We start from the raw sequence: 23,318 nt of genomic DNA on the forward strand, positions 1-23,318 counted from the left end.
TGGAAACAATCCATGAGCGACCTGGACGATCTGGCGGCCTTTGCCGTGTTGATGGAAGCCGGCAGCTTCACCCAGGCTGCGCAGCAACTGGGGTGGAGCAAAGGACAGCTGTCCAAGCGCATCCGTGCGCTGGAGGCCAGTTATTCGGTCAAGCTGTTGCACCGCACTACTCGCCGCCTGAGCCTGACTGCCGCGGGGGCCATGTTGTTGCCCCAGGCCCAGGCGCTGGTGCGTCAAATGGACAGTGCGCGCCAGACCCTGTCGATGCTCAGGGACGAACTGGCAGGCCCGGTGCGCATCACTGTGCCGGTGTCGCTGGGGGAGACCTTTTTTGAAGGGCTGCTACTGGAGTTCGCTTCGGTCTACCCCGACCTTCAAGTGGAACTCGAATTGAACAATGGCTACCGTGACTTGCTGGCGGCCGGCTTCGACCTGGCCATTCGTACCGAGGTCCAGGACGATGCACGACTGGTTGCACGACCTGTGCTGGCCATGCAGGAGCTGACCTGTGCCAGCCCGGCCTATGTCGAGCGCCATGGGCAGCCGTACACGCCTGCGCAGTTGAGCAGCCATCGCTGCTTGCTCAACAGTCACTACAGTGGTCGCGAGGAATGGTTGTATCACCAGCATCACGAACTGGTGCGGGTGCAAGTTGCTGGCAGTTTCGCCAGCAATCACTACAGCTTGCTGAAGAAAGCCGCGTTGCTGGGGGCGGGGATTGCCAGATTGCCTTCCTACATGGTGCATGGGGAACTGGCAGAAGGGCGATTGCTCTGGCTACTGCATGACTATCAGACGCGCAGCGTGCCACTGTTCCTTGTGCATCCCTATCAAGGGGCGATGCCCAAGCGGGTCCAGGTGCTGGCCGACTACCTGTTGCACTGGTTCAAAAACGTAGGAGCGGGCTTGCCCCGCGATAACAATTGATCAGTCACCTTGCTATCGCGGCACAAGCCCGCTCCAACAGCGGGTCAACCGCCCAGGTAGGCGTCGCGCACTTTCGGGTCGGTCAGCAGGGATTCCCCCGTGCCTTGCATCACCACCCGGCCGTTTTCCAGTACATAGGCACGGTCGGCGATCTTCAAGGCCTGGTTGGCGTTCTGCTCAACCAGGAACACCGTTACGCCATCACGGCGCAGTTGTTCGATGATGTCGAAGATCTGCTGGATGATGATCGGCGCCAGGCCCAGTGACGGTTCGTCAAGCAACAGCAGCTTGGGTTTGCTCATCAGCGCCCGGCCGATGGCCAGCATCTGCTGCTCGCCGCCGGACATGGTGCCGCCACGCTGGGTGAAACGCTCCTTCAGGCGCGGGAACAGGTGCAGGACTTTATCCATCTGTTCCTGGAAGTCGCCCTTGTCGGTAAAAAAGCCACCCATGGCCAGGTTTTCTTCCACCGTCAGGCGGGCGAACACCCGGCGTCCTTCGGGTACCACGGCAATGCTCTTGCGCATGATGTGCGAGGACGGTTGGCCGACCAGCTCTTCACCCAGGTACTTGATGCTGCCGCTGTGGGCCTGGGGCGAGCCACAGAGGGTCATCAGCAAGGTGGATTTGCCCGCGCCGTTGGCACCGATCAACGTGACGATCTCGCCCTGGCGGATCTCGACATTGACGCTGTGCAGCGCCTGGATCTTGCCGTAGAAGGTGGAAACGTTTTCAAACTGCAGCATTTACGCTTCCCCCAGGTAGGCTTTGATCACTTCAGGGTTGTCACGGATCTGTTCCGGCGTTCCGTCAGCCAGGGGCGTGCCCTGGTTGATGACCACGATATGGTCGGAGATGCTCATGACCAGTTTCATGTCGTGCTCGATCAGCAGCACCGTGACGTTGTGTTCTTCACGCAACAGGCTGATCAGGGCCTTGAGGTCTTCGGTTTCCTTCGGGTTCAGGCCGGCGGCGGGCTCGTCGAGCATGAGGATCCGCGGGCGGGTCATCATGCAGCGGGCGATTTCCAGGCGTCGTTGCTGACCGTAGGCCAGGGTCCCGGCGGTACGGTTGGCAAACTCGGTGAGGTTGACCTTGTCCAGCCAGAACTGCGCGTAATCCATGGCTTCGCGCTCGCTGCGACGGAACGACGGCGTCTTGAACAGGCCAGCGAAGAAGTTGGTATTGAGGTGGCGGTGCTGGGCAATCAGTAGGTTTTCCAGTGCGGTCATGTCCTTGAACAGGCGCACGTTCTGGAAAGTCCGTACCACACCCTTGCGCGCAATCTCGTGACCAGCCAAACCCTGGATCGGTTGCCCATCGAGCAGGATGGTGCCAGCGCTCGGCTTGTAGAAGCCGGTCAGGCAGTTGAATACCGTGGTCTTGCCGGCCCCGTTGGGGCCGATCAAGGCCACCACTTCCTTTTCCTTGACGGTCAGGGCCACGCCGTTGACCGCCAACAAGCCGCCGAAGCGCATGCTCAGGCCGCTGACTTGCAGAATTTCGCGGCTCATCGACGCAGCTCCATGTGAGGACGTTGCATAGGCAGCAGGCCTTGCGGACGCCAGATCATCATCAACACCATCATTGCCCCGAACATCAGCATGCGGTATTCGCTGAATTCACGCATGAGTTCGGGCAGCAGGATCATCACGATGGCCGCGAGAATCACGCCCAACTGGGAGCCCATGCCGCCAAGCACGACGATGGCGAGGATGATCGCCGATTCGATGAAGGTGAACGACTCCGGGGTCACCAGGCCCTGGCGTGCTGCAAAGAAGCTCCCGGCGAAACCGGCGAAGCAGGCACCCAGGGTGAACGCCGAGAGCTTGATCACGGTTGGGTTCAGGCCCAGTGCGCGGCAGGCGATCTCGTCTTCACGCAGTGCTTCCCAGGCGCGACCGATCGGCATGCGCAGCAGGCGGTTGATCACGAACAGCGCGAGCAAGGCCAGCAACAGGGCAACCAGGTAGAGGAAGATGACCTTGTTGATCGAGTTGTACGGCAGGCCGAAGAACTCGTGGAAGGTCTGCATCCCCTCGGCCGCGCGGCGCTCGAAGGTCAGGCCGAAGAAGCTCGGCTTCTCGATGTTGCTGATGCCGTTAGGGCCACCGGTCAACCCGGTGAGGTTGCGCAGGAACAGGCGGATGATCTCACCGAAGCCGAGGGTCACGATGGCCAGGTAGTCACCGCGCAGACGCAGTACCGGGAAACCGAGCAGGAAGCCGAAGGTGGCCGCCATCATGCCGGCGATCGGCAGGCAGATCCAGAAGCCCCAGCCAAAGTAGTGCGACAGCAGGGCATAGCTGTAGGCGCCGACGGCGTAGAAGCCGACATAGCCCAGGTCGAGCAGCCCTGCCAGGCCCACCACGATGTTCAGGCCCAGGCCCAGCAGCACGTAGATCAGGATCAGGGTGGCGATGTCGACCGCGCCGCGCGAACCGAAGAACGGCCACACCAGCGCAACCATGATGAGGCCCAGGATGATCCAGCGCTGGGTCTTGGGCAGGGTCAGGAAGTTGCTCACGGCCGGCGAGATCAGCTTGCGGTCCGAGCGGGTGCGCATCACTGCGCTCCACTGTTTGTCGAACAGCACCCGCAGGAACATCAGCACCGAACACACGGCGATGATCGTAAGGGTGAAGGCCCCCTGGCTGTGGACGATCAGTCGGATGCCATCGATGCTGAGCTTGAGGCCCAGCACCGGAAACGCCACGGCCCAGACCAGCAAGGCGGCGAAGAACGCCTGTTTGAGATTCTTGTTCATACTTTCTCAACCTCCGGACGGCCGAGAATGCCGGTCGGACGGAACAACAGCACCAGAACCAAAAGGCCGAAGGCTACGACGTCCTTGTACTGGTCACCGAAGATGTCGGCGCCAAAGGCTTCAGCCACCCCCAGCACCAGCCCGCCGAGCATGGCGCCCGGAATACTGCCGATGCCACCCAGTACCGCCGCGGTAAATGCCTTCAGGCCTACCAGGAAACCGGCGTTGGGGTTGATCACCCCGTACTGCATGCTCAGCAATACGGCCGCCACGGCTGCCAGGGCAGCGCCGATGACGAAGGTCAGGGCGATGATGTTGTTGGTGTTGATGCCAAGCAGGTTGGCCATCTTGATGTCTTCTGCGCAGGCCCGACAGGCCCGGCCCAGACGCGAACGCGAGATGAACAGGGTCAGTCCGGTCATGGCCACCAGGGTGACGACGAAGACCAGGATCTGCATGTAGGAGATCAGCACTTCCTCTGCGCCGCCCGGTCCGAAGGAGATGCTCCCTGGGATCAGGTTGGGGATGGACTTGTCCTTGGAGTCCTGGGATAGCAATACGGTGTTCTGCAGGAAAATCGACATACCAATGGCAGAAATCAGTGGGATCAACCGGTTGCTGTTGCGCAGCGGCCGGTAGGCGACCCGTTCGATACTGTAGCCATAGGCACTGGTGACGAAGATCGTGGCGACGAAGGCGACGGTCATCAGTATCGGCAGTGAATCGATACCCATCATGGCCAGCCCGGCAAGGGCAATGAAGGCCACGTAGGAACCAATCATGTAGACCTCGCCATGGGCGAAGTTGATCATTCCAATGATGCCGTAAACCATTGTGTAGCCAATGGCTATCAAGGCATAGGTGCTGCCAATGGTCAGGCCATTAACCAGCTGTTGGAAGAAGTGATAGATCTCAGGCATTACAGCGCTCCTAAAAACCTGGTACGCATTTCACTGGTGGGGGTATCCCCGGCGCGGTCTTGTGGTCTTGAGCCACTTCGACACAGGCACTGTCAGCGAACCGCTGGTGACGGTTTTAAGATTTTCAGGTGAACCTGCTCCCGGATCGCGGGAATCAGGCCCATGAACCTCGTAAAACAAAGCCCACTGCTCGCACAGTGGGCTTAGTAGTCATGTAGTCAGACGGGATTACTGAGGAGAAACTTCGGTTTTAGGTTTGCCGAAATGCCATTCGTAGACCACGAATTTGAAGTCTTTCAGGTCGCCCTTGTCGTCGAACGACAGGTCGCCAGTCGGGGTCTTGAAGGTGCCTTTGTGGATTTCTGCCGCGACTTTTTCTGCGTCGTCGCTGCTACCGGCGGCCTTGATGCCATCGGCGATCAGCTGAACGGCGGAGTAGGCCGGGAACACGAACGGACCGCTTGGATCTTTGCCGTCTGCCTTGATGGCATCGACGATGGCCTTGTTCTCGGGGGCCGCGTCGAAGGACTTGGGCAGGGTTACCAGCAGGCCTTCGGAGGCGTTCTGGGCGATTTGCGAGATGGAGTCGTTGCCGACGCCTTCAGGGCCCATGAACTTGGCGTTCAGGCCTTTTTCCTTGGCCTGGCGCAGGATCAGGCCCAGCTCTGGGTGGTAGCCGCCGTAGTAGACGAAGTCGACGTTGTTCTGCTTGAGCTTCTGGATGATGGACGAGAAGTCCTTGTCACCGGCGTTCAGGCCTTCGAAGACGGCAACCTTGGTGCCTTTGCCTTCCAGGGTCTGCTTGACCGCGGTGGCGATGCCTTCACCGTACTGCTGTTTGTCGTGCAGTACCGCGACCACTTTGGGTTTGACATGATCGGCAATGTAGTTGCCGGCAGCCGGGCCCTGGGCGCTGTCCAGGCCGATGGTGCGGAAGATCAGCTTGTAGCCACGGGCGGTGATTTCAGGGCTGGTGGCAGCCGGGGTGATCATGATCACGCCTTCATCTTCATAGATGTCGGACGCCGGTTGGGTGGAGCTGGAGCACAGGTGGCCGACTACGAACTTGACGCCGTCGTTGACCACTTTGTTGGCGACTGCCACGGCCTGTTTAGGGTCGCACGCATCATCGTATTCCTTGGCTTCAAGCATTTTGCCACCGACGCCGCCCTTGGCGTTGATGTCTTTGATGGCCTGTTTGGCACCAATGAACTGCATGTCGCCGTACTGAGTGACCGGGCCGGTTTTCGGGCCGGCGATGCCGATCTTGATGGTATCGGCTGCAAACGAATGGCTGGCAACCCCGGCCAGAACCATTGCGGCAAACAGCTTGGAAATCTGCTTAGTAGCCTTACTCATAATGCTCCACTCATTCTGTTGTAATTTTTATAGTCCTGGCGGCCAGCGCATGAGGACCGGATCAGGTTCCATGGGAGGCCACGCCTCGTCACGGTCCCGGATTGCCCCGATTTTGCCCTGGCAACTGTACCGGTACAGTGTAGAGCGCCGCTTTGTCGCTTGAAAAGCAGGCCCGCCGAGGCAAATTCGAAGCATGTCGCTTAATTGACAGAAACGTACAGCAAAGCGGCTATTTCCAGCCAAATTCGCGCGGAAAACTGCCGCTTTCCAGTTGTTTTCGCTCAATTATTTATTTGAAACCGGGTTTTTCTGCAAAAATACCGACTTCTCACAGTAGTCGAATTATTTCAGGCAGGAACCCATGACTGATCAACCAAGCACCCTCTATGCCAAGCTGCTCGGCGAGACGGCAGTAATCGAGTGGAAAGCCCTGGAGCGTTTTTGGGCCAAAGGTGACCTGATTTGGGTCGACACGTCCCTGGACCTGATTGAAGTTGCACAGGCAATGGCCGAGAACCGTAGCGAAACCGTGGCTGCATGGCGTAATGCTGGCACGGTGGGCCCGGTTACTGCAGAGCAGGCGCTAGACCTTCAGAGCCGCGATCCAGAGATCTGGGCAGTCGTGGTTTCACCGTTCATCGTGATTCAGGTAAAGAAACCTGAGTAAGCGCGCCCTGATTTGGTGCGTGAAAACGCACAGGCAGGCGGTTTTGGTGCGCGAGACTGTTCAGGCGGGGTGACCGTTGGTAACAGTCCGTGGTGCAGGTAACAGTTTACCGCGGGGCCAGCCTGCTCCTGGCGGACAGGAGCGGGTTGGCCCCGCGATGCGGTCTATCAGTAATCGACCTTCCCGGTGTGGCTGTTCAACGAAATCACTCGTGTCTTGCCGATGCGATGGCGGAAGATTTCGCGCAGGTACTTCACCGCTTTCTTCACGCATTCCCGTGACAGGCGAATGTCATTGATCGAGACGAACTTGCTCTTGTCGTTGATCAGTTCGCGGTATTTTTTCTCGTACATCGGCTTGATCGCGTACCAGTTGGTATCGAGAATCTTCGCCGGGTTTTCGTATTCATTGAGCAGTTCATCGATGCGGCCTTCATCGAAGGCTTCACTGGTGATGAATTCGAGGATGGCATTGTCCAGGGTATCGTCGAAACGGTACGGATTGCGGGCAAAGCAGCGCTTGATGAACGCCACGATCAAGGTCAGGAAGTCGTCCGACAGGCACGGGCTCTTGGCAATCAGGGTGGTCAACGACAGGTTTGCCGATGCACCGATGACCAGGGCATAGCGCTTGAGGGTGGTGTTGGGGAACAGGCTGTTGAGGTGGGTCTTGAGCCGGTTCAAGTCCATGTATGACAGCTTGTAGTCCTTTGGCAGCGAGACAATCGAGACCACCGACGAGCAATTCTTGAAAAAGTGCAGGTCATGCAAGGCTGCAGCGTCATAGCCCGAGGCCTTGTACTGCTCCAGTGCCGCACGGTAGCGCTTGGATTCGATGGGCAGCAGGCTGATGCCCTCGATAGCCTGGGTCACCTTGTTGAAATGCGGCAGGTCGATGGAACGGAAGAACAGGTCATCGATGTTCAGCGGTGGCTGGTCTTTCTCGAACACCTTGAATTTGTCCGACCCAGGGGCCGTCCGCTCCGGTACCACGGATTCTGCGTAGGCGATGGCCACCGGGCCCGCCAGGCTCATGAACAGATCATTGGCGTCCAGGCGGATGGTTTCGCCCAGGTCGATGCCTGCCCGGCGGAAGTAGTTCTGGTCGTAGTCGGTGGTCACCGCCTGGGCGGTGAGAATGTTGAAGATCTGCTGGGAGATGTACTGGTTAGCGTGTTTCTCCATGGCATTGACATCAATGTTCTGGATGTTGCCGTCATCGTTCTCTTCGGCATAGCGCATGATGTCGTTGGAGATCAGCATCATCGCGTTCCAGGGGCGGATACGGCCCATGACGCTGGCTTCGCTGCTGTCTTCGTTATCGAAGTTGTAGGAGAAGTCCCATTCCTCCGACAGGTACTTGCACAGTAATCGACCGGCGTTGATGTGCAGTGCTTCCGACATTTCACTGCGGTGATCGGAAATGTTCGGCAGCACGCAGATGCCACTGGTGAAGATTGGCTCGAACACGAACGAGTGCCCGCTTTTGCCGTCGTTCTCATCAGCAGGCTTGGTGTCGAAGGTCTTGTTCATGTACGAGTATTGCTGGGCCAGACCGAACTCCGAGGCCATGCCCGATCCTGTGCCGCCACCGGCGCTGAAGATATAGAAGTACAACCTCGACTGGTTGGCCTTGATCCCGCAGGAGTCGATCAGGTAGGAGTGGATCAATTTCCAGTCGGCGCTGGAGAATCGGTGGGTCTCCTTGTTGAGGATGATCTTGGCCAGGTACTGGCCCAGGATTGGCGCGTTACCTGCGCCCCCGGCATGGACTTCCGAGAGGTCCATGATCTTCATTTTGCTGTAGTCACGGATGAAGCTGTTCTTTTCACCCTTGCCCGAAAAGCGGATGCGCCCTGCAATGTCCTTGTCCAGATCGCCAAGCATGACCAGCGGTTCGACCAGGAATACTGGTTTGCTGGCTTTGTTCTGCACCAGGCGCAGATTGTTGCGGATCCAGCGCGCCGGGCTGTAGCGGGGTTCGCTACCGACAGGGTCTTGATTATTGAATTCGTTGAGGTAGAAGGTCCTGGCGTTGTATACAAGTTCTGCAACATCCAAGGCGATGTTCGAGCCACAGCGGCCCAGGCCAATCAGGCAGACCGAAGGAAACTGCTGGTCCAGACGGAGTTGGCTCTGGTCTTCGAGATGAACACTGGGTGGAAACACCAGGTCGCGCAGGCCGTCAAGGTTGTCGAGGATGCGCTGAATGTCTGTCTCGGTGAAGTAGAGGTACTGCTGTGGGTTGGGCGCCCGTGGCGCATGGAACTCGCTTGCCCCTGAACTGCTGAGCGCGGGAAGGGATGACGTCAGCTCGGAAACCGCGTTGGCAGAAGTATTCTTGGAGGTCATTTTGCGCCATTTGCCTGCAGGTGGATGGCTGCTCTAGTGGATATCATAGGGCCATCACTTGGAAAGTTTCGCGACTGTATCAGTGCGTATTTGGCGTGAGCGATAGGGGGTTACCCTAGAGCCATATAGGAGTTTCCCTGTCACGCCTGCAACTGAATCGTCCAATCACTCAACTTCTTTAATCTGCCTGGAGCTGTACATGAGCACTGCACGTCCTTCACTGGGGTTTGCCGGAATCGGCCTGATGGGATTGCCGATGTGTCGGCGATTGTTGGCAGCGGGGTATCGGCTGACGGTATGGAACCGCTCGCCAGACAAGTGTGCCGAGCTGGTCAAGGCGGGCGCCCGCCAGGTCGAGACGCCGGCCGAGTTGTGTCAGGACACCGAAATGGTGTTGCTGTGCCTGGCCGATACGGCTGTGGTGCGCGATGTAGTGTTTGGCGCTGAAGGCGTGGCCAAGGGTGGCAAGGCCGGGCAGTTGCTGGTGGACTTTTCCAGCCTGGAACCGACGGCGACCCGGGAAATGGCAGCAGAGCTTGCCGCGCTCAGTGGCATGAGCTGGCTGGATGCACCTGTGTCCGGTGGTACGCCGGGGGCTGAGGCAGGCAGCCTGGCAATTATGGTAGGGGGCAACGCGGCAGACCTTGAAAGGGTGCGCCCGGTGTTGCTGACGCTGGGCCAGCGGGTCACGCACATGGGGCCGGTGGGGGCAGGGCAGGTGACCAAGGCCTGCAACCAGATGATCGTTGCGTGCAACGCCCTGGTCATTGCTGAGGTGGTGGCGTTGGCCGAACAGTCCGGTGTCGACGCCAGCCTGATCGCCGAGGCCCTGGCCGGAGGCTTCGCCGATTCCAAGCCCTTGCAGATTCTGGCACCGCAAATGGCCCAGAGCCGCTTTGAACCGGTCAAATGGCACGTGCGCACGTTGCTCAAGGATCTGGACACAGCAGTGAAATTTTCCCGAGAGCAAGGCTCGGCGACGCCCCTCAGTGGCCTGGCCGCGCAGATGATGCGCTTGCACGGTAGTCAGGGCTATCTGCAAAAAGATCCGGCGACATTGATTGATCTGTACCGACGTAAGGATTGAAGCTGGCTAACACCGGCTCGCGCTGGTCAAACTTGCCGAAAATGGCCCGCAGCTCGCCCAGTGGTACCGGGCGGCTGAGCAGGTAACCCTGGACAAAATCGCAGCCTTGCTGGGCGAGGAACTGGTACTGCTCCAGGGTTTCCACGCCTTCGGTGACCACCTGCAGGTGCAGGGTATGGGCCATGATGATGATTGCCTGGACGATTTCCATGTCCTGTCGGCTGCGTGGCACATCCTGTATGAACGAACGATCGATCTTCAGGGTGTCCAGGGGCAGGCGCTTGAGGTAGGCCAGGGAGGAGTATCCCGTGCCGAAGTCATCGATCGACAGCGACACTCCCAGGGCGCGGATTTCCTTGAGCATCGAAATGGTGCTGTGAATGTTGCCCATCAGGGCATTTTCGGTGACTTCCAGCTCCAGTTGCCTCGGGGCGAGGCCGACGTGTTGCAGGGCATCTTCGACCTCCCTGGCCAGCTCTTGGCGCCCCAGGGTCAGGGCTGAACAATTGACGGTAACCTTCAGCCCGCTATAGCCATTGCGGCTCAAATGGGCCAGATCCTCGCAGGCATGGCGCAGCACCCAGAGGTCGAGCTCGGTTATCAGACCGTTGGCTTCGGCAATACCAATGAAACGCTCCGGGCTGAGCAGGCCATGCTGCGGATGCTGCCAGCGAACCAGCGCCTCGAGCTTTGCCACTTGCCCGGTGTGCAGATCAAAAATCGGTTGGTAGTGGATGCGTAGCCCACGCTCTTCGAGCAGTGCAACACGCAGCTCTTCCTCCAGTTGCAGCTCAAGGGTGGCCCGGGCCTTGAGGGTGTTGTTGAAGAAATTGAGGTTGTTGCGCCCACAGCCTTTGGATTGATACAGCGCCAGGTCCGCATTCTTGAGCAGTTCTTCGCACGTACGGCCATCGTCGGGGAACACGCTGATACCGATACTGGTGGTCATGACCATGCGCCGTCCGGCCAGGTCGATAGGCTCTTTCATCTTCTGCATGATGCGCTGGGCCAGGTGGCGGGCTTCGTCCCGGTTGTGTAGCGCGGTGAGAATGCAGAACTCGTCACCGCCAAAACGCGCCACTACATCCTGGCTCCTGGTCGCCGCCTTGATATAGCCGGCAATGACCTTGAGCAGTTCGTCGCCAGCGTCATGACCAAGGCTGTCGTTGATGCGCTTGAAGTGGTCGATGTCGAGGAACATGACCGCCAGCATGCCCTCGTTGGTGGTTTGTTCGACCAGTCGCTCGGCAAAAACCTGGTTGAAGCCGCGGCGGTTGATCAGGTTGGTCAAGGCATCGTAATGGGCCGCTTGCTGCAACGATACCCGGGCCTGATCCAACTGACTGAGCAACAGGTTGACCCGGCGCAGGTCATGCTCCTTGCCCTGCAGCTTCTGGTCGGATAACGCCGCGCTGATGCTGCTGGCACTGATCAGTAGGGTGATGAAGGCAATGGTCAGGCTCAACTGCAGACTGTTGTCGCCGGCCGCCAGGGTAACGCTGGCGTCATTGGGAATGACCAGGGTCATGGCGGCCATGCCGGTGAAGTGCGTGGCGAAAATGCCTCCGGCCATCAACAGGCTGGCGCCGTACTTGAGCAGTTGGTGGAGCATGCCACTGCCGTAGCGAAAGTAACGCGCCAGCACCAGGGCCAGCAGGCTGGTAGCGATGGCCACGGCAATAGAGGTGATGAACATGTCCGGGCGATAGAACTGCTGGGCGTTGGAGCGCATGGCCGCCATGCCGATGTAATGCATGGCGCAAATGCCCAGGCCGATGCACACGGATGCCTGCAGGAAATGACGCGGTCGCAAGTTGCGATGCCCCAGCGTGTTCATGGCCAGCCAGCCGGCCAGCAACATGACCATCAGTGAAAGCCCGGTGAGGGCGTAGTCGTAGTGCACCTCGATCGAGGTCTGGAAGGCCAGCATGCTGATGAAATGCAGGGCCCAGACACCCCCGGCCAGGCAGCAGGCACCCAGCAGTCGCCATTGTCGCTGGGCGGCGGGCTGGTCTACAGGGTTCAGGCGTTCAGCCATGCTCAGGGTGGCGAAGCTGCCAGCGCCAGCGACCAGCAGGGCAAGCGTCACCAGATAGGGGTTGTACCTGCACTCAAGAAGGATCTGACTGCTTACCGGCAGCTCGGCGAGCATCTGTAGCCCCAGCCACTCCATAGCATGCCTCTTTGTCGAGTTTTCACTCGTCCCCCAAAAGAGTCTGGAGACCGTTCTGCTGCAGTATAGAAAGCGGGAATTAACCCATCCTGATTAATGGCACTTTGACTTCTACCATTTGGGCATTGAATTCATAGCGATGCGTTCTAACGCTGCCAATCGTTCCCATTAACCGGTATCACCCTGGTCAATGGTGGCAGACAGTTAAACGATGGCCCTCTAGATTCAGTTCGGCATGTGCAACGCCCCGAACACAATAATAACGAGGGACTGATCGATGCAGCGCTCCACTCAAGCGGACAATGCCTGGCGCATCCTGTTTCTGCTGTTTCTGGCCAACCTGTTCAATTTCTTTGATCGCACCATTCCCGCCATCATCATCGAGCCGATCCGCCTGGAGTGGAACCTGAGCGACTTCCAGATCGGCCTGATCGGCACCGCGTTTACGCTGGTGTATGCCATTGCTGGTTTGCCGCTGGGGCGCATGGCCGATAACGGATCGCGCAGCAAGCTCATGGGCTGGGGCCTGGCGGTGTGGAGCGGACTGACCGCGGTCAACGGTATGGTGGGCAGCTTTTGGAGCTTTCTGCTGGTACGCATGGGCGTGGGGATTGGTGAAGCCAGCTATGCCCCCGCGGCCAATTCGCTGATCGGTGACCTGTTCCCCGCCGAGCGCCGCGCACGGGCAATGGGCTTGTTCATGCTTGGCCTGCCTTTGGGGCTGTTGCTGGCGTTCTTCACCATCGGCGCGATGGTCCAGGCTTTCGATAGCTGGCGTGCGCCGTTTTTTATCGCGGCGGTGCCTGGGCTGCTGCTGGCGGTGTTCATGTTCATGATTCGCGAACCGGCCCGTGGCGCTGCCGAAGTGGTGACCATCTCGCAGGCGCCGGTTGATCGGCCGTTGCGTCGGGTGCTGAGTGTGCCGACGTTTTGCTGGCTGGTGCTGGCAGGGCTGACTTTCAACTTCGCCACCTACGCCTGCAACTCCTTCATGGTGCCGATGCTGCAGCGCTATTTTTTGCTGTCATTGCAGCAGGCGGCCGTGGCCACTGGCGTGATCGTCGGCCTGACTGGGCTGGTGGGATTGACCCTGGGGGGGTGGGTCGCCGACAAGGTTCATCAACGCTTTCCCACTGGCCGGTTGCTGTTTGGCGCTTTCAGCATGCTGGTTTCGACCGTGGCCACGGCCTGGGCGCTGCATGCCGGGCGTATCGATATCGGTCTGTTTGTCGCAGTGTTCGGCGTGGGGTGGTTGTTTGCCTACAACTTTTATACCTGCGTCTACACGGCTATCCAGGATGTGGTGCAGCCACGCCTGCGCGCCACGGCCATGGCCTTGTTCTTTGCCGGGCTGTATCTGCTCGGCGGCGGGTTGGGGCCGGTGGTGGTGGGGGCGTTGTCGGATCACTTCGCCCAGGCGGCCATGCTGGCAGCGGGGGAGGTGCAGATGAGCGAGGCGTTCAAGGCTGAAGGCCTGCACGATGCAATGTATTTGATTCCGGTGGCACTGATGCTGACGCTGGTGTTTTTGCTGATGGCGTCGCGGTGTTTCGGTCGTGATGCGCAGCGGATGCGGGAGGGGATGGTGCTGGGGAGCGCAGAGGAGGCCGGGAAGCTGGTAGAGGCCTGACAGACTTCATCACCGGCAACGCCGGCGATGAAGTCAACAAGGTTTAACCTGCGACCAACACCCGAATCGCTTCAAGGCGCAGGGCGGCTTTTTCCAGCATTGCCAGGCCTTGTTCGCGTTGCTTGCGCAGGGCGTCGATTTCGGTGTCGCGCACGCTCGGGTTCACTGCTTGCAAGGCGGTCAGACGAGCCAGTTCCTCGTCGGTTTCGGCAGCCAGTCGACGTTGGGCCTCGGCAACCCGCTCGGCGTGGCGCGGCATGATCTTGGCTTCACCGCTGTTGATCCGTGGCGTCAGCACATCGCGCTGGGCCTGGATGAACTTGTTGGCGCTGGCCTTGGGCACGCTTTCGAGCTGGTCATTGAGCGTCTCGAACGACACTCGTGAAGCCAAGTCGTTGCCATTGGTGTCGAGCAGGCAGCGCAACGCGGCCGGTGGCAAGTAACGGCCCAGTTGCAGGGCGCGTGGTGCCACCACTTCGCTGACATACAGCAGTTCGAGCAGCACGGTACCCGGCTTCAGCGCCTTGTTCTTGATCAGTGCCACGGCGGTGTTGCCCATCGAGCCAGACAGCACCAGGTCCATGCCGCCTTGCACCATTGGGTGCTCCCAGGTGATGAATTGCATGTCTTCACGAGACAGCGCCTGGTTGCGGTCGTAGGTGATGGTCACGCCTTCGTCGTCACCCAGCGGGAAGCTGGCGTCGAGCATTTTTTCACTCGGCTTGAGGATCAGGGCGTTTTCCGAGTGGTCTTCGCTGTCGATGCCAAACGCGTCGAACAGGGTCTCCATATAGATCGGCAGGGCAAACTGGTCGTCTTGCTCGAGGATCGCCTCGACCAACGCCTGGCCTTCACCAGCACCGCCGGAGTTGAGCTCCAGCAAGCGGTCGCGACCGCTGTGCAGTTCGGCTTCCAGACGCTCGCGCTCGGCACGGGCTTCATCGACCAGTGCTTGCCACTCGCCGTCGTCACCGCTTTCAAGCAGTGGCAGCAGGCGTGGGCCGAACTGATGCTGCAGGGCGTTGCCAGTCGGGCAGGTGGCCAGGAAGGCATTCAATGCCTGGTCGTACCATTGGAACAGGCGCTCTTGCGGGCTGTTCTGCAGGTATGGCACATGCAGTTCGATGATGTGCTTCTGGCCAATCCGGTCCAAGCGGCCGATACGCTGCTCGAGCAGGTCCGGGTGGGCCGGCAGGTCGAACAGCACCAGGTGATGGGAGAACTGGAAGTTGCGGCCTTCGCTGCCGATTTCGGAGCAGATCAGCACCTGGGCGCCGAACTCTTCGTCAGCGAAGTAGGCGGCGGCGCGATCGCGCTCCAGGATGCTCATACCCTCATGAAACACCGTTGCGGGGATGCCGGAGCGCACGCGCAGTGCGTCTTCCAGGTCCATGGCGGTTTCGGCATGGGCGCAGATCACCAGGACCTTGACCCGCTTGAGCATCTTCAGGGTATCGATCAGCCAGTCGACGCGCGGGTCGAAGCGCCACCAGCGCTCGTCATCGGCCATCTCGCCCTGGGCCTGGAAGGCTACTTCCGGGTACAGCTCGGCGTGTTCGCCCAGCGGTAGCTCCATATATTGGTCCGGGTTTGCCAGCGGATACGGGTGCAGGTTGCGCTCCGGGAAGCCCTGGACTGCGGCGCGGGTGTTACGGAACAGCACGCGGCCGGTACCGTGGCGGTCGAGCAGTTCGCGAATCAGCCGAGCGCTGGCCTGGCTGTCGCCATCGCTGACCGCAGCCAGCAACGCCTCACCTTCGGCACCCAGGAAGCCCTGGATGGTGGCGTGCGCCTTGTCCGACAGGCGACCTTCATCGAGCAGCTCCTGAACGGCTTCGGCGACCGGGCGATAGTGCTCGCTCTCGGCGCGGAAGGCGGCCAGGTCGTGGAAACGGTTGGGATCGAGCAGGCGTAGACGGGCAAAGTGGCTGTCCTGGCCCAGCTGCTCGGGGGTGGCAGTTAGTAGCAGTACGCCAGGGATGACCTGGGCCAGTTGCTCGACCAGGCCGTACTCGGGGCTGACCTGGTCTTCATGCCAGACCAGGTGGTGCGCTTCGTCCACAACCAGCAAATCCCAGCCCGCTGCGAACAATGCGTCCTGAGCCTTTTCATCTTCGGTCAGCCACTCCAGGGCAACCAGCGCCAACTGGGCATCCTCGAAGGGGTTGCTGGCGTCGCTTTCGATGAAGCGTTCGGCATCGAACAGGGCAACCTGCAGGTTGAATCGGCGGCGCATCTCTACCAGCCACTGGTGCTGCAGGTTCTCGGGAACCAGGATCAGCACACGGCTGGCGCGGCCGGTCAGCAGTTGGCGGTGAATCACCAGGCCCGCTTCAATGGTTTTGCCCAGGCCTACTTCGTCGGCCAGCAATACGCGTGGGGCGATCCGGTCCGCAACTTCGCGGGCAATGTGCAGTTGGTGAGCGATAGGCTGGGCGCGTGTGCCGCCCAGGCCCCAAAGCGACGATTGCAACTGGCGGCTGGTATGTTCCAGGGTGTTGTAGCGCAGCGAGAACCATGGCAGCGGGTCGATCTGTCCGGCGAACAGACGGTCGCTGGCCAGGCGGAACTGAATGAAGTTCGATAGCTGGGTTTCAGGCAAGGTACGGGCCTGATTCTCTGCATCGAGGCCGTGGTAGACCAGCAGGCCCTCGACATCGTCGACTTCGCGGACAGTCAGTTTCCAGCCTTCGAAATGCGTGATCTGGTCGCCAGGCGAGAAGCGCACCCGGGTCAGGGGCGCATTGCGCAGGGAGTACTGGCGGGTGTCGCCAGTGGCCGGGTAGAGCACGGTCAACAAGCGGCCGTCCTGTGCCAGAACGGTCCCTAGACCTAGCTCGGCTTCGCTGTCGCTGATCCAGCGTTGCCCCGGTTGATACTGCTGCGCCATACTGCCTTACTCCCGCCATGAAAAAGCCGACTATCTTAACGGATAGGAGCTGTTCAGACCAAAGAGTCTAGCATTTCAGCCTGTGGCCCCATAAAACGATGAGGTCCTTATCAATGCCATTTTTGGGGACTTCGACCTGCTGATTGTCCCTGAGGGCTTTCCCCCGGACACTTTGCGCGCGTTTCGCGACGGCGATCTCAACAGCCACAGTTTCCCGTAATCATTCAGGCTTGGCAGCCGTTATGCGGTGGCCGACAAGGCCGCCACCGATAATTCACGTATCAACAATGAACGGCAGCTTTACAGGCACGCGACGCAAGTGCACCGTGCCGTTATTGTTTGTGGGCGCCGGTTGCGGGCAATGTGTCCGTCGCGAAGTTTGTTTAATGGTCTTTTTTAATCATACTGTATGGTTAATTAACTTGCGGATGACGAAATGGAACGCTGTTCTGCAGCGTTGGGGGGGCAAGTCGGTGTGACGCTGAGGGGAGGGTGATGCCATCGGGTTAAAGGCTTGGGAATAGTTCTACAATGGCTGTAGGAAAATTCTACATTTAGGTGGGTTAATAAATTCGCATACCTATGGATACGCTGTGTTGGTCGCAGTAAAATTACAATTTTCAAACGCGTAACCCCCTGGGAAAGGCCGTACTTCAAAGGCTGCAGCGCACGATGGTCATATGCCTGGTCACCTAGGCAGTGCGCAGATTCAAGCAAGGTGCGTCATTGCAACCTGTCGCTGGAATATTTACGATTGAGTGATCGGATAATTCTATTTTGCGTCGCCGCACCAATGGAGTGTAAGGGGTGATGGCAGGCGTAGAGAATATTAAATAAGCTCAATTTGAGGGCGGTGAAGTATGATTGAAAAAGTGTTGGTGGGTCGGTACCTTAAAAAGCCGGGGGAGTATTTTCAGGATAACTTCATGCCGGATAACCCCAGTTTTCCCGAGCACTTTCTGGAGGCGGTGAATAGTTCTTATAATATCGGTGTTTCTGTGCGTTCAGGTTTTCTGGGGACAGGCCCTAGATCAATTGAAATGAATGAGGGTGCCCAGGACAATGTGCACAGGATCTTCAAGTGGCTTCCTTACGTCCCCGGTAAAGTAACGTGCATCCGTGATACCGGCCATGATGTTCTGACAGGCAAAATGTCGGGTTGCTGGATCACGAGGTTCAACCTGAACGGCATTCGATATATAGGTCATATTGGTACGGGATCGACACGTGTCCTGGACGGCACCCGGCAAGCCAACGATGCGTGGAAGAATGCGGTTTCTGATGGCAGGGTTACCCAGGTCTCTGCATTCAATCCCACACGAGGAATGACCTCGGCGCAAATGTTTGTGGACAAGGCGTTATCAAAAGAATTTTATGCAGTGGTCGACGCGCAGGGCAAATTCTATACGCTGGTGCTTGGGATGACGATGAACTCAACATGGGCGAGCGGTAAGAAAATCTGCGCTGTCTACCCCATGTCGCCCACGCCTTATGTGTGTAGCTGACATCAATCAATGTGTTTCCATAAGGTGATGATCGGCACCTTAGGCGCTTGAGGGCAGTGCGCTCTGCCTGCCCACATTCATCACCATCGGCTCAAGAATACCGCGCTGCGGCCGACACATTGGCGACAGGAGATCACCATCATGCTGCCGCCCCTCATTCCGCTCAGTGCTGCCCCCGTGACGTCGCAACTGGACCCGGTCAAGCCGACGCCGGATATCAAGCCAGTGGTGCCTGCCCAGCCGAGTTCCAGTGACGGCGCCATCGACCTCAAGCACCGCGATCCGCACCAAGCGGCGCTGCTGCTGCGTGAGGAGCAACAGCGCAAGCAGCGCCGGCATCAGCCGAATGGGGAGCAAGCGGATTATCAGCCTGTACCAGGCGATGAGGTCAATGCCGACAACACGGTGCCGGTCGCGCCATTGATCGATGATGAGCCCCGTCAGGGCCAGCTGGTGGACATCGAAGTCTGAAACGATGCGCCCGTACTGGTCAGACCCGGTTGCAGCCTTCATTATTATGGAATCACCGTCCGCTTCCTGAGCCAGACCATGAGCCAAGATGACAACCTGATCGACCTCGGTGCCGAACGCGCCCGACGCGTCCACGACCTCAATGAAAAACGCCTGAATGAAGTACGCCAGGCGTTTGAACAGGCCATGCCACTGGGCAAGGTCAAGAAGAAGCCCAAGGGCAAACCCAAGAAGCGTTGAAAGCTTGATGCAGGTCAAGCCTGCACCCCCCTCCTGCGCCCGGCCCCGGGTGCCATTGACCTCGGTCAATTTCTTCCCGCCGTCCATTCGATACCTTGAGCCCATCAGACAGGTGCAGGCAAATGGAGGCCGACATGTTCTTCGATAATGTGGTTATCGCTGGAGTAATTACGGTCGGCCTGATGTTGCTGTTCTTCGTTGGATTCGGAATTTTCATCTGGAAGGACTCGACCAAGCGCAAACAGCGCTGATTCTTCCAGATTCACGGGCACGCAAGGCATTTAGGGCGACTTCGGTCGCCCATTTTTTTGCCTGTAGGAACGGGCTTGCCCCGCGATAGTCATTTCGCCTGATTTCACTCATCCATCGCATCGCGGGGCAAGCCCGCTCCTGTAGAGCTTGATGGTTAGCTAGCTAATTATTAAGCTTCAACCTTTCCGCACCATCCTGACTATCTTTAGATCATCGTTTTCCAAGGTTCATCCCGTGCCCATCACGTTGCAGGCCCTGCTGGCGCCGAACAGACTCGCAGTGCAATTTGCCCTCAAGACCGTGCTCGGTGGCGGCCTGGCCTTGTGGCTGGCATTGCGTTGGGGGCTTGAGCAACCGGCGTGGGCATTGATGACCGCCTTCATCGTTGCCCAACCGCTGTCGGGCATGGTTCTGCAGAAGGGCTTGGCGCGGCTGTTCGGTACCCTGGTTGGCACCATCATGTCAGTGGTGTTCATGGGACTGTTCGCCCAGACGCCCTGGTTGTTCCTGCTGGCCCTGGCCTTGTGGCTGGCACTGTGTACCGCTTGCTCGACGTTGCTGCGCAGCGCCTGGTCTTATTCATTCGTACTGGCCGGCTACACCGTGGCGATCATTGCCTTGCCGGCGATCAGCCATCCGCTGCTGGTGTTCGACCAGGCCGTGGCGCGTTGTACCGAGATCTGCCTGGGCATTGTCTGTGCCACGGCCAGCAGCGCCTTGCTCTGGCCAATGCGGGTCGAGCAGCAATTGGGCGGGCAGGCGCGGCAGGCCTGGATCAATGGTCTACAGGCAGCCAGTGCGACCCTGACGGGCGAGGAGCAGGCCCGTAAAGGGCTTCTGGAGATTCTCGGACGTATCGTTGCCGTGGATGCCCAGCGCGAACACGCCTGGTTTGAAGGGCGACTGGGACGGGAGCGGGGCCGGGCCATTCGGGGCTTGAGTCAGAAGCTGCTGGTGCTGTTGCGCATTGCCCGTTCGGTGCGTCGCCAGTGGCAGCAACTGGACCAGGCCCAGACCTTGCACCTGCAACCCTGGCTCGATGAGGTCCGGGCCGCCCTGGCCACACCTGACCAGGCGAGTTTGCTGTTGCTGCGTCAGCGCGTTTGGGACGCGGCCCACGATGACACCATCAATACGGCCGAACACTATTGCCTGGCACGCCTGACCTTGCTGCTGGATACCGCCATGGCGGCGACCCTGGCGCTGCGCGCGGTGGAAGAGGGCAAGGCACCGCTGGATGTACCTGATAGCCTCGCCGCGCACCGCGATGTGCCGCTGGCATTGTTGTTCGGATCGCGCAGTGCGCTTGCATTTCTGGCCATGGCCAGCTTCTGGCTGGCCACTGCCTGGACTGCGGCTCCAGGCGGGTTGGTGCTCACCTGTGTCGTCTGCAGTTTGTTCGCCAGCCGCGAGAACGGTGCGCAGATCGGCATGAGCTTTTTGCGCGGGATTCTGCTGGCAATCCCGGTAGCGTTTTTTGTGGGGCAGATTCTGTTGCCCCAGTGGAACGGTTTTCCCATGTTGTGCATGGCCATGGGCGTGCCTTTGTTCTTTGGAGCGTTGGGCATGGCCAATCCGCGCATCGGCGCCACGGCCACCTCGTATTGCCTGCACTTCATTGTGCTGGTGGCACCGCTCAACGCCATGAGCTTCGAGGTGGCGACCTTCCTCAACAGTGCCCAGGCCATGTTGATCGGTGTGGGGGCTGCGGTGCTGGCGTTCAAGCTGCTGGTGCTGCGTAACCCAGCGTGGCATGGCCGGCGGTTGCGGGCTGCCACCCAGAACGATCTGGTGCGGTTGACCCGGCGGGATCTGCGCGGGGCCGAAACCTGGTTCGGTGGCCGGATGGCCGACCGCCTGTTGCAACTGGCACGGCATTACACCGCGCTGCCGGAGCAGGACCGCAGCCGTTGGGACGATGGTGTGCATGGATTGGATATCGGTGATGAGCTGCTGCACCTGCGCCATTGCCTGGCCGTGGCCCAGGCGCCGCTGGCCGCTGCCGAGCGGGAGTATCTGCAGCAATTGGAAGCGGTGTTGGCGCGTGGGCCGGCACCGGGTCGGGGTCAGCGCCTGGATGCGGCCAGCGAACAGTTTATCAAGGCCCTGCAACGCCAGCCTCCCAGCGATCCACTGCGTCTGGCGGTGGGCGCGGTGTTGCAGCTGCAGCGCAGTTGGGGCAAATGGTGTCGACGCCAGGAGGAAATCCATGGGTTTGCGTGAGTGGGCATTGGGCGGCGTACTGCTCAGCCCGTTTCTGATTTATGTGGTATTGGCGTTGGCAGTGACCGCTGCGGTGCGGTTGCTGTTGCGCCTGACGCCGTTGGGGCGATGGATCTGGCATGAAGCCTTGTTCGATTGCGCGCTGTTCGTTTGTGTCTTGACCGGGGTAACGCTCGGGTTGGGGCCTTTGTAAGGAGTGTGGACCATGCGTGCATTGGTACGTATCGCAGTGACGCTGTGCCTGGTGGCAGTGGCAGTATTTGCCGGCTGGAAGCTCTGGCAGTACTACATGCTCACTCCCTGGACCCGCGATGCGAAAATTCGCGCTGACGTGGTGATCATCGCCCCCGACGTGTCGGGCTGGGTGCGCGAACTCAAGGTCCAGGACAACCAGCAGGTAAAGAAGGGGGACTTGCTCATGTCGATCGACCGCGACCGTTTTGAAGCCGCCCTTGAAAAGGCCAATGCCGTGGCCGAGACCCGCCAGCATCAACTGCGCCTGCGTGAACACGAAGCCTCCCGACGCCTGGCCCTGGGGCCGCAGGCAATCAGCGCCGAGTTACGTGAAAACGCCCAGATCAACGCCGCGGTGGCCCGGGGCCAATTGCGTGAAGCGCAGGCCGAAGTCACGGAAGCAGCCATCAACCTGGCCCGCAGCCAGGTCAAGGCGCCACGTGATGGTCATATCACCAACTTGCGCTTGGCCGAGGGCAACTTCGTCAATGCCGGGCAGCCGGTCATGGCCTTGATCGACGACTCGACCTTCTATGTTCAGGCCTATTTTGAAGAGACCAAGTTGCCGCGCATCCGCGTCGGCGACCCGGTCAAGGTCTGGTTGATGAGCGCCGGAGAGCCCATGCAGGGACATGTCGAGAGCATCAGTCGCGGGATCACCGATCGAAACACCAATCCCGACAGCCAGTTGCTTGCCGAAGTCGAGCCGACCTTCAACTGGGTGCGCCTGGCACAGCGTATCCCTGTGCGGATCAAGCTGGATCAGATTCCCGAGGACATGCCGCTGAGCGCCGGCATGACGGCCAGCGTCCAGGTGCATGAAGACCAGCGCTGACTCAGAGGAACATGCCGCCGGACACTTCCAGCCGTTGGCCGGTGATCCAGCCTGCGCCATCGCTCAGCAACAGGGCGATGGCAGCGCCGATGTCGTCCGGCAGGCCGACCCGTCCCAGGGCGGTGTTGCTGGCGATGAAGTCGTTGACGTCTGAGTTGTCGCGCACCACGCCACCGCCAAAATCTGTTTCGATGGCTCCGGGTGCGAGGATGTTGACGCGGATCCCGCGCGCGCCCAGCTCCTTGGCCTGATAACGGGTCAGTACCTCCATGGCACCCTTCATGACGGCATAAGCGGCGTAGCCAGGGAGAGCGAAGCGAGTCAGCCCAGTGGAGATATTCACGACCCGGCCCTGGTCGGCAATCAGCGGGAGCAGTTGTTGGGTAAGGAAGAACGGGCCTTTTAGCTGGATATTGCACAGCTGGTCGAACTGCGTCTCAGTGGTTTCACTAAAGGGAGCGTTGATGCCGATGCCGGCATTGTTCACCAGAAAATCCAGCTGCTCGCGGCCGAAGGCCGATTCGAGGGTGTGGCGCAGCTGTTCGACAAATACGGCAAAGCTTGCACTGTTGCTGACGTCCAGTTGCAGCATGGCGGCGCGAACGCCCTGTTGCTCCAGAGTCTGGACCAGTTCCTGGGCTTCCTGCGCCTTGCTGTGGTAGGTGCCGATGATGTCGATACCCTGGGCGGCCAGGTGTACTGCGGTGTTTTTACCCAGTCCCCGGCTGGCACCGGTAATCAATGCGATTTTGCGCGTCATGTTCTGTAACCTCGCAGCGGTATAGGA

Annotated in this window: 20 protein-coding genes; 11 read left to right on the forward strand and 9 right to left on the reverse strand. The window is 59.6% G+C overall.

Annotated elements, in window-relative coordinates; translation table 11 throughout:
* Positions 1-12: 12 nt before the first annotated feature.
* Positions 13-927 (forward strand): LysR family transcriptional regulator, encoded by a 915-nt coding sequence (locus ABVN19_RS02265; RefSeq protein ID WP_105642207.1) that lies wholly within the window; start codon positions 13-15, stop codon positions 925-927.
* Positions 928-971: 44 nt separating this feature from the next.
* On the opposite strand, the gene ABVN19_RS02270 is transcribed toward ABVN19_RS02265, so the two are convergent.
* From ABVN19_RS02270 to ABVN19_RS02290, 5 genes are all read right to left on the reverse strand, one after another.
* Positions 972-1,673 carry an ABC transporter ATP-binding protein gene (locus ABVN19_RS02270; protein WP_028943521.1) on the reverse strand — a complete coding sequence of 234 codons (702 nt, stop codon included), beginning with the start codon at positions 1,671-1,673 and terminating at the stop codon, positions 972-974.
* On the reverse strand, positions 1,674-2,441 hold the full coding sequence (gene livG, locus ABVN19_RS02275; RefSeq protein WP_028943522.1) for a high-affinity branched-chain amino acid ABC transporter ATP-binding protein LivG: 768 nt from the start codon (positions 2,439-2,441) through the stop codon (positions 1,674-1,676).
* On the reverse strand, positions 2,438-3,694 hold the full coding sequence (locus tag ABVN19_RS02280; RefSeq protein ID WP_028943523.1) for a high-affinity branched-chain amino acid ABC transporter permease LivM: 1,257 nt from the start codon (positions 3,692-3,694) through the stop codon (positions 2,438-2,440). The genes livG and ABVN19_RS02280 overlap by 4 nt, the downstream gene beginning before the upstream one ends.
* Entirely contained in the window at positions 3,691-4,614 is a 924-nt protein-coding gene (livH, locus tag ABVN19_RS02285; RefSeq protein WP_028943524.1) for a high-affinity branched-chain amino acid ABC transporter permease LivH, read from the reverse strand. The genes ABVN19_RS02280 and livH overlap by 4 nt, the downstream gene beginning before the upstream one ends.
* A 228-nt stretch (positions 4,615-4,842) precedes the next feature.
* Complete coding sequence (locus ABVN19_RS02290) at positions 4,843-5,973, reverse strand: branched-chain amino acid ABC transporter substrate-binding protein (protein WP_028943525.1); 1,131 nt, start codon at positions 5,971-5,973, stop codon at positions 4,843-4,845.
* A 361-nt stretch (positions 5,974-6,334) separates the two neighbouring features.
* Between ABVN19_RS02290 and ABVN19_RS02295 the strand changes: the two genes are divergently transcribed.
* Positions 6,335-6,640 carry a DUF2288 domain-containing protein gene (locus tag ABVN19_RS02295; protein ID WP_028943526.1) on the forward strand — a complete coding sequence of 102 codons (306 nt, stop codon included), beginning with the start codon at positions 6,335-6,337 and terminating at the stop codon, positions 6,638-6,640.
* A 167-nt stretch (positions 6,641-6,807) separates the two neighbouring features.
* Here ABVN19_RS02295 and ABVN19_RS02300 read toward each other — a convergent pair whose 3' ends face one another.
* Positions 6,808-8,991 carry a hypothetical protein gene (locus ABVN19_RS02300; RefSeq protein ID WP_105642206.1) on the reverse strand — a complete coding sequence of 728 codons (2,184 nt, stop codon included), beginning with the start codon at positions 8,989-8,991 and terminating at the stop codon, positions 6,808-6,810.
* 199 nt (positions 8,992-9,190) lie between these two features.
* On the opposite strand from ABVN19_RS02300, the gene ABVN19_RS02305 reads away from it, so the two are divergent.
* Positions 9,191-10,078 carry an NAD(P)-dependent oxidoreductase gene (locus ABVN19_RS02305; RefSeq protein ID WP_028943528.1) on the forward strand — a complete coding sequence of 296 codons (888 nt, stop codon included), beginning with the start codon at positions 9,191-9,193 and terminating at the stop codon, positions 10,076-10,078.
* Here ABVN19_RS02305 and ABVN19_RS02310 read toward each other — a convergent pair.
* Complete coding sequence (locus ABVN19_RS02310) at positions 9,978-12,251, reverse strand: EAL domain-containing protein (RefSeq protein ID WP_105642205.1); 2,274 nt, start codon at positions 12,249-12,251, stop codon at positions 9,978-9,980. The two genes, ABVN19_RS02305 and ABVN19_RS02310, sit on opposite strands and share 101 nt — an antisense overlap.
* A 277-nt stretch (positions 12,252-12,528) precedes the next feature.
* Between ABVN19_RS02310 and ABVN19_RS02315 the strand changes: the two genes are divergently transcribed.
* The gene (locus ABVN19_RS02315; protein ID WP_105642204.1) at positions 12,529-13,881 is read left to right on the forward strand and encodes an MFS transporter; all 1,353 of its coding nucleotides are present in this window, start codon (positions 12,529-12,531) and stop codon (positions 13,879-13,881) included.
* A gap of 43 nt (positions 13,882-13,924) precedes the next feature.
* On the opposite strand, the gene rapA is transcribed toward ABVN19_RS02315, so the two are convergent.
* Positions 13,925-16,771 carry an RNA polymerase-associated protein RapA gene (gene rapA, locus ABVN19_RS02320; protein WP_028943531.1) on the reverse strand — a complete coding sequence of 949 codons (2,847 nt, stop codon included), beginning with the start codon at positions 16,769-16,771 and terminating at the stop codon, positions 13,925-13,927.
* 860 nt (positions 16,772-17,631) lie between these two features.
* Between rapA and ABVN19_RS02325 the strand changes: the two genes are divergently transcribed.
* The 7 genes from ABVN19_RS02325 (at position 17,632) to ABVN19_RS02355 (ending at position 22,531) form a co-directional block, all read left to right on the forward strand.
* Positions 17,632-18,276 (forward strand): hypothetical protein, encoded by a 645-nt coding sequence (locus tag ABVN19_RS02325; protein ID WP_028943532.1) that lies wholly within the window; start codon positions 17,632-17,634, stop codon positions 18,274-18,276.
* Between the two features lie 141 nt (positions 18,277-18,417).
* Positions 18,418-18,747: a hypothetical protein gene (locus tag ABVN19_RS02330; RefSeq protein ID WP_028943533.1), complete on the forward strand. Its 330-nt coding sequence runs from the start codon at positions 18,418-18,420 to the stop codon at positions 18,745-18,747.
* Positions 18,748-18,825: 78 nt separating this feature from the next.
* Positions 18,826-18,987, forward strand: a complete 162-nt coding sequence (locus ABVN19_RS02335) for a hypothetical protein (protein WP_165957326.1) — start codon at positions 18,826-18,828, stop codon at positions 18,985-18,987.
* Between the two features lie 134 nt (positions 18,988-19,121).
* Positions 19,122-19,238, forward strand: coding sequence for a cytochrome c oxidase subunit CcoM (ccoM, locus tag ABVN19_RS02340; RefSeq protein WP_028943534.1), 117 nt, complete (start codon positions 19,122-19,124; stop codon positions 19,236-19,238).
* 235 nt (positions 19,239-19,473) lie between these two features.
* Positions 19,474-21,462, forward strand: coding sequence for an FUSC family protein (locus ABVN19_RS02345; RefSeq protein ID WP_028943535.1), 1,989 nt, complete (start codon positions 19,474-19,476; stop codon positions 21,460-21,462).
* Entirely contained in the window at positions 21,449-21,655 is a 207-nt protein-coding gene (locus ABVN19_RS02350; RefSeq protein WP_028943536.1) for a DUF1656 domain-containing protein, read from the forward strand. The genes ABVN19_RS02345 and ABVN19_RS02350 overlap by 14 nt, the downstream gene beginning before the upstream one ends.
* 12 nt (positions 21,656-21,667) lie before the next feature.
* Positions 21,668-22,531, forward strand: a complete 864-nt coding sequence (locus ABVN19_RS02355; RefSeq protein ID WP_105642203.1) for an HlyD family secretion protein — start codon at positions 21,668-21,670, stop codon at positions 22,529-22,531.
* Position 22,532: 1 nt separating this feature from the next.
* Here ABVN19_RS02355 and ABVN19_RS02360 read toward each other — a convergent pair whose 3' ends face one another.
* On the reverse strand, positions 22,533-23,291 hold the full coding sequence (locus tag ABVN19_RS02360) for an SDR family oxidoreductase (protein ID WP_028943538.1): 759 nt from the start codon (positions 23,289-23,291) through the stop codon (positions 22,533-22,535).
* Positions 23,292-23,318: the final 27 nt, after the last annotated feature.

The organism is Pseudomonas vranovensis (genome assembly GCF_040438935.1).
GTDB lineage: Bacteria > Pseudomonadota > Gammaproteobacteria > Pseudomonadales > Pseudomonadaceae > Aquipseudomonas > Aquipseudomonas vranovensis.

What these genes read in the sequence shown, in the direction of transcription:
- ABVN19_RS02265 (WP_105642207.1), top strand. Translation starts at nt 13, where the DNA reads ATGAGCGACCTGGACGATCTGGCGGCCTTTGCCGTGTTGATGGAAGCC.
- ABVN19_RS02270 (WP_028943521.1), bottom strand. Translation starts at nt 1,673, where the DNA reads ATGCTGCAGTTTGAAAACGTTTCCACCTTCTACGGCAAGATCCAGGCG.
- livG (WP_028943522.1), bottom strand. Translation starts at nt 2,441, where the DNA reads ATGAGCCGCGAAATTCTGCAAGTCAGCGGCCTGAGCATGCGCTTCGGC.
- ABVN19_RS02280 (WP_028943523.1), bottom strand. Translation starts at nt 3,694, where the DNA reads ATGAACAAGAATCTCAAACAGGCGTTCTTCGCCGCCTTGCTGGTCTGG.
- livH (WP_028943524.1), bottom strand. Translation starts at nt 4,614, where the DNA reads ATGCCTGAGATCTATCACTTCTTCCAACAGCTGGTTAATGGCCTGACC.
- ABVN19_RS02290 (WP_028943525.1), bottom strand. Translation starts at nt 5,973, where the DNA reads ATGAGTAAGGCTACTAAGCAGATTTCCAAGCTGTTTGCCGCAATGGTT.
- ABVN19_RS02295 (WP_028943526.1), top strand. Translation starts at nt 6,335, where the DNA reads ATGACTGATCAACCAAGCACCCTCTATGCCAAGCTGCTCGGCGAGACG.
- ABVN19_RS02300 (WP_105642206.1), bottom strand. Translation starts at nt 8,991, where the DNA reads ATGACCTCCAAGAATACTTCTGCCAACGCGGTTTCCGAGCTGACGTCA.
- ABVN19_RS02305 (WP_028943528.1), top strand. Translation starts at nt 9,191, where the DNA reads ATGAGCACTGCACGTCCTTCACTGGGGTTTGCCGGAATCGGCCTGATG.
- ABVN19_RS02310 (WP_105642205.1), bottom strand. Translation starts at nt 12,251, where the DNA reads ATGGAGTGGCTGGGGCTACAGATGCTCGCCGAGCTGCCGGTAAGCAGT.
- ABVN19_RS02315 (WP_105642204.1), top strand. Translation starts at nt 12,529, where the DNA reads ATGCAGCGCTCCACTCAAGCGGACAATGCCTGGCGCATCCTGTTTCTG.
- rapA (WP_028943531.1), bottom strand. Translation starts at nt 16,771, where the DNA reads ATGGCGCAGCAGTATCAACCGGGGCAACGCTGGATCAGCGACAGCGAA.
- ABVN19_RS02325 (WP_028943532.1), top strand. Translation starts at nt 17,632, where the DNA reads ATGATTGAAAAAGTGTTGGTGGGTCGGTACCTTAAAAAGCCGGGGGAG.
- ABVN19_RS02330 (WP_028943533.1), top strand. Translation starts at nt 18,418, where the DNA reads ATGCTGCCGCCCCTCATTCCGCTCAGTGCTGCCCCCGTGACGTCGCAA.
- ABVN19_RS02335 (WP_165957326.1), top strand. Translation starts at nt 18,826, where the DNA reads ATGAGCCAAGATGACAACCTGATCGACCTCGGTGCCGAACGCGCCCGA.
- ccoM (WP_028943534.1), top strand. Translation starts at nt 19,122, where the DNA reads ATGTTCTTCGATAATGTGGTTATCGCTGGAGTAATTACGGTCGGCCTG.
- ABVN19_RS02350 (WP_028943536.1), top strand. Translation starts at nt 21,449, where the DNA reads ATGGGTTTGCGTGAGTGGGCATTGGGCGGCGTACTGCTCAGCCCGTTT.
- ABVN19_RS02355 (WP_105642203.1), top strand. Translation starts at nt 21,668, where the DNA reads ATGCGTGCATTGGTACGTATCGCAGTGACGCTGTGCCTGGTGGCAGTG.
- ABVN19_RS02360 (WP_028943538.1), bottom strand. Translation starts at nt 23,291, where the DNA reads ATGACGCGCAAAATCGCATTGATTACCGGTGCCAGCCGGGGACTGGGT.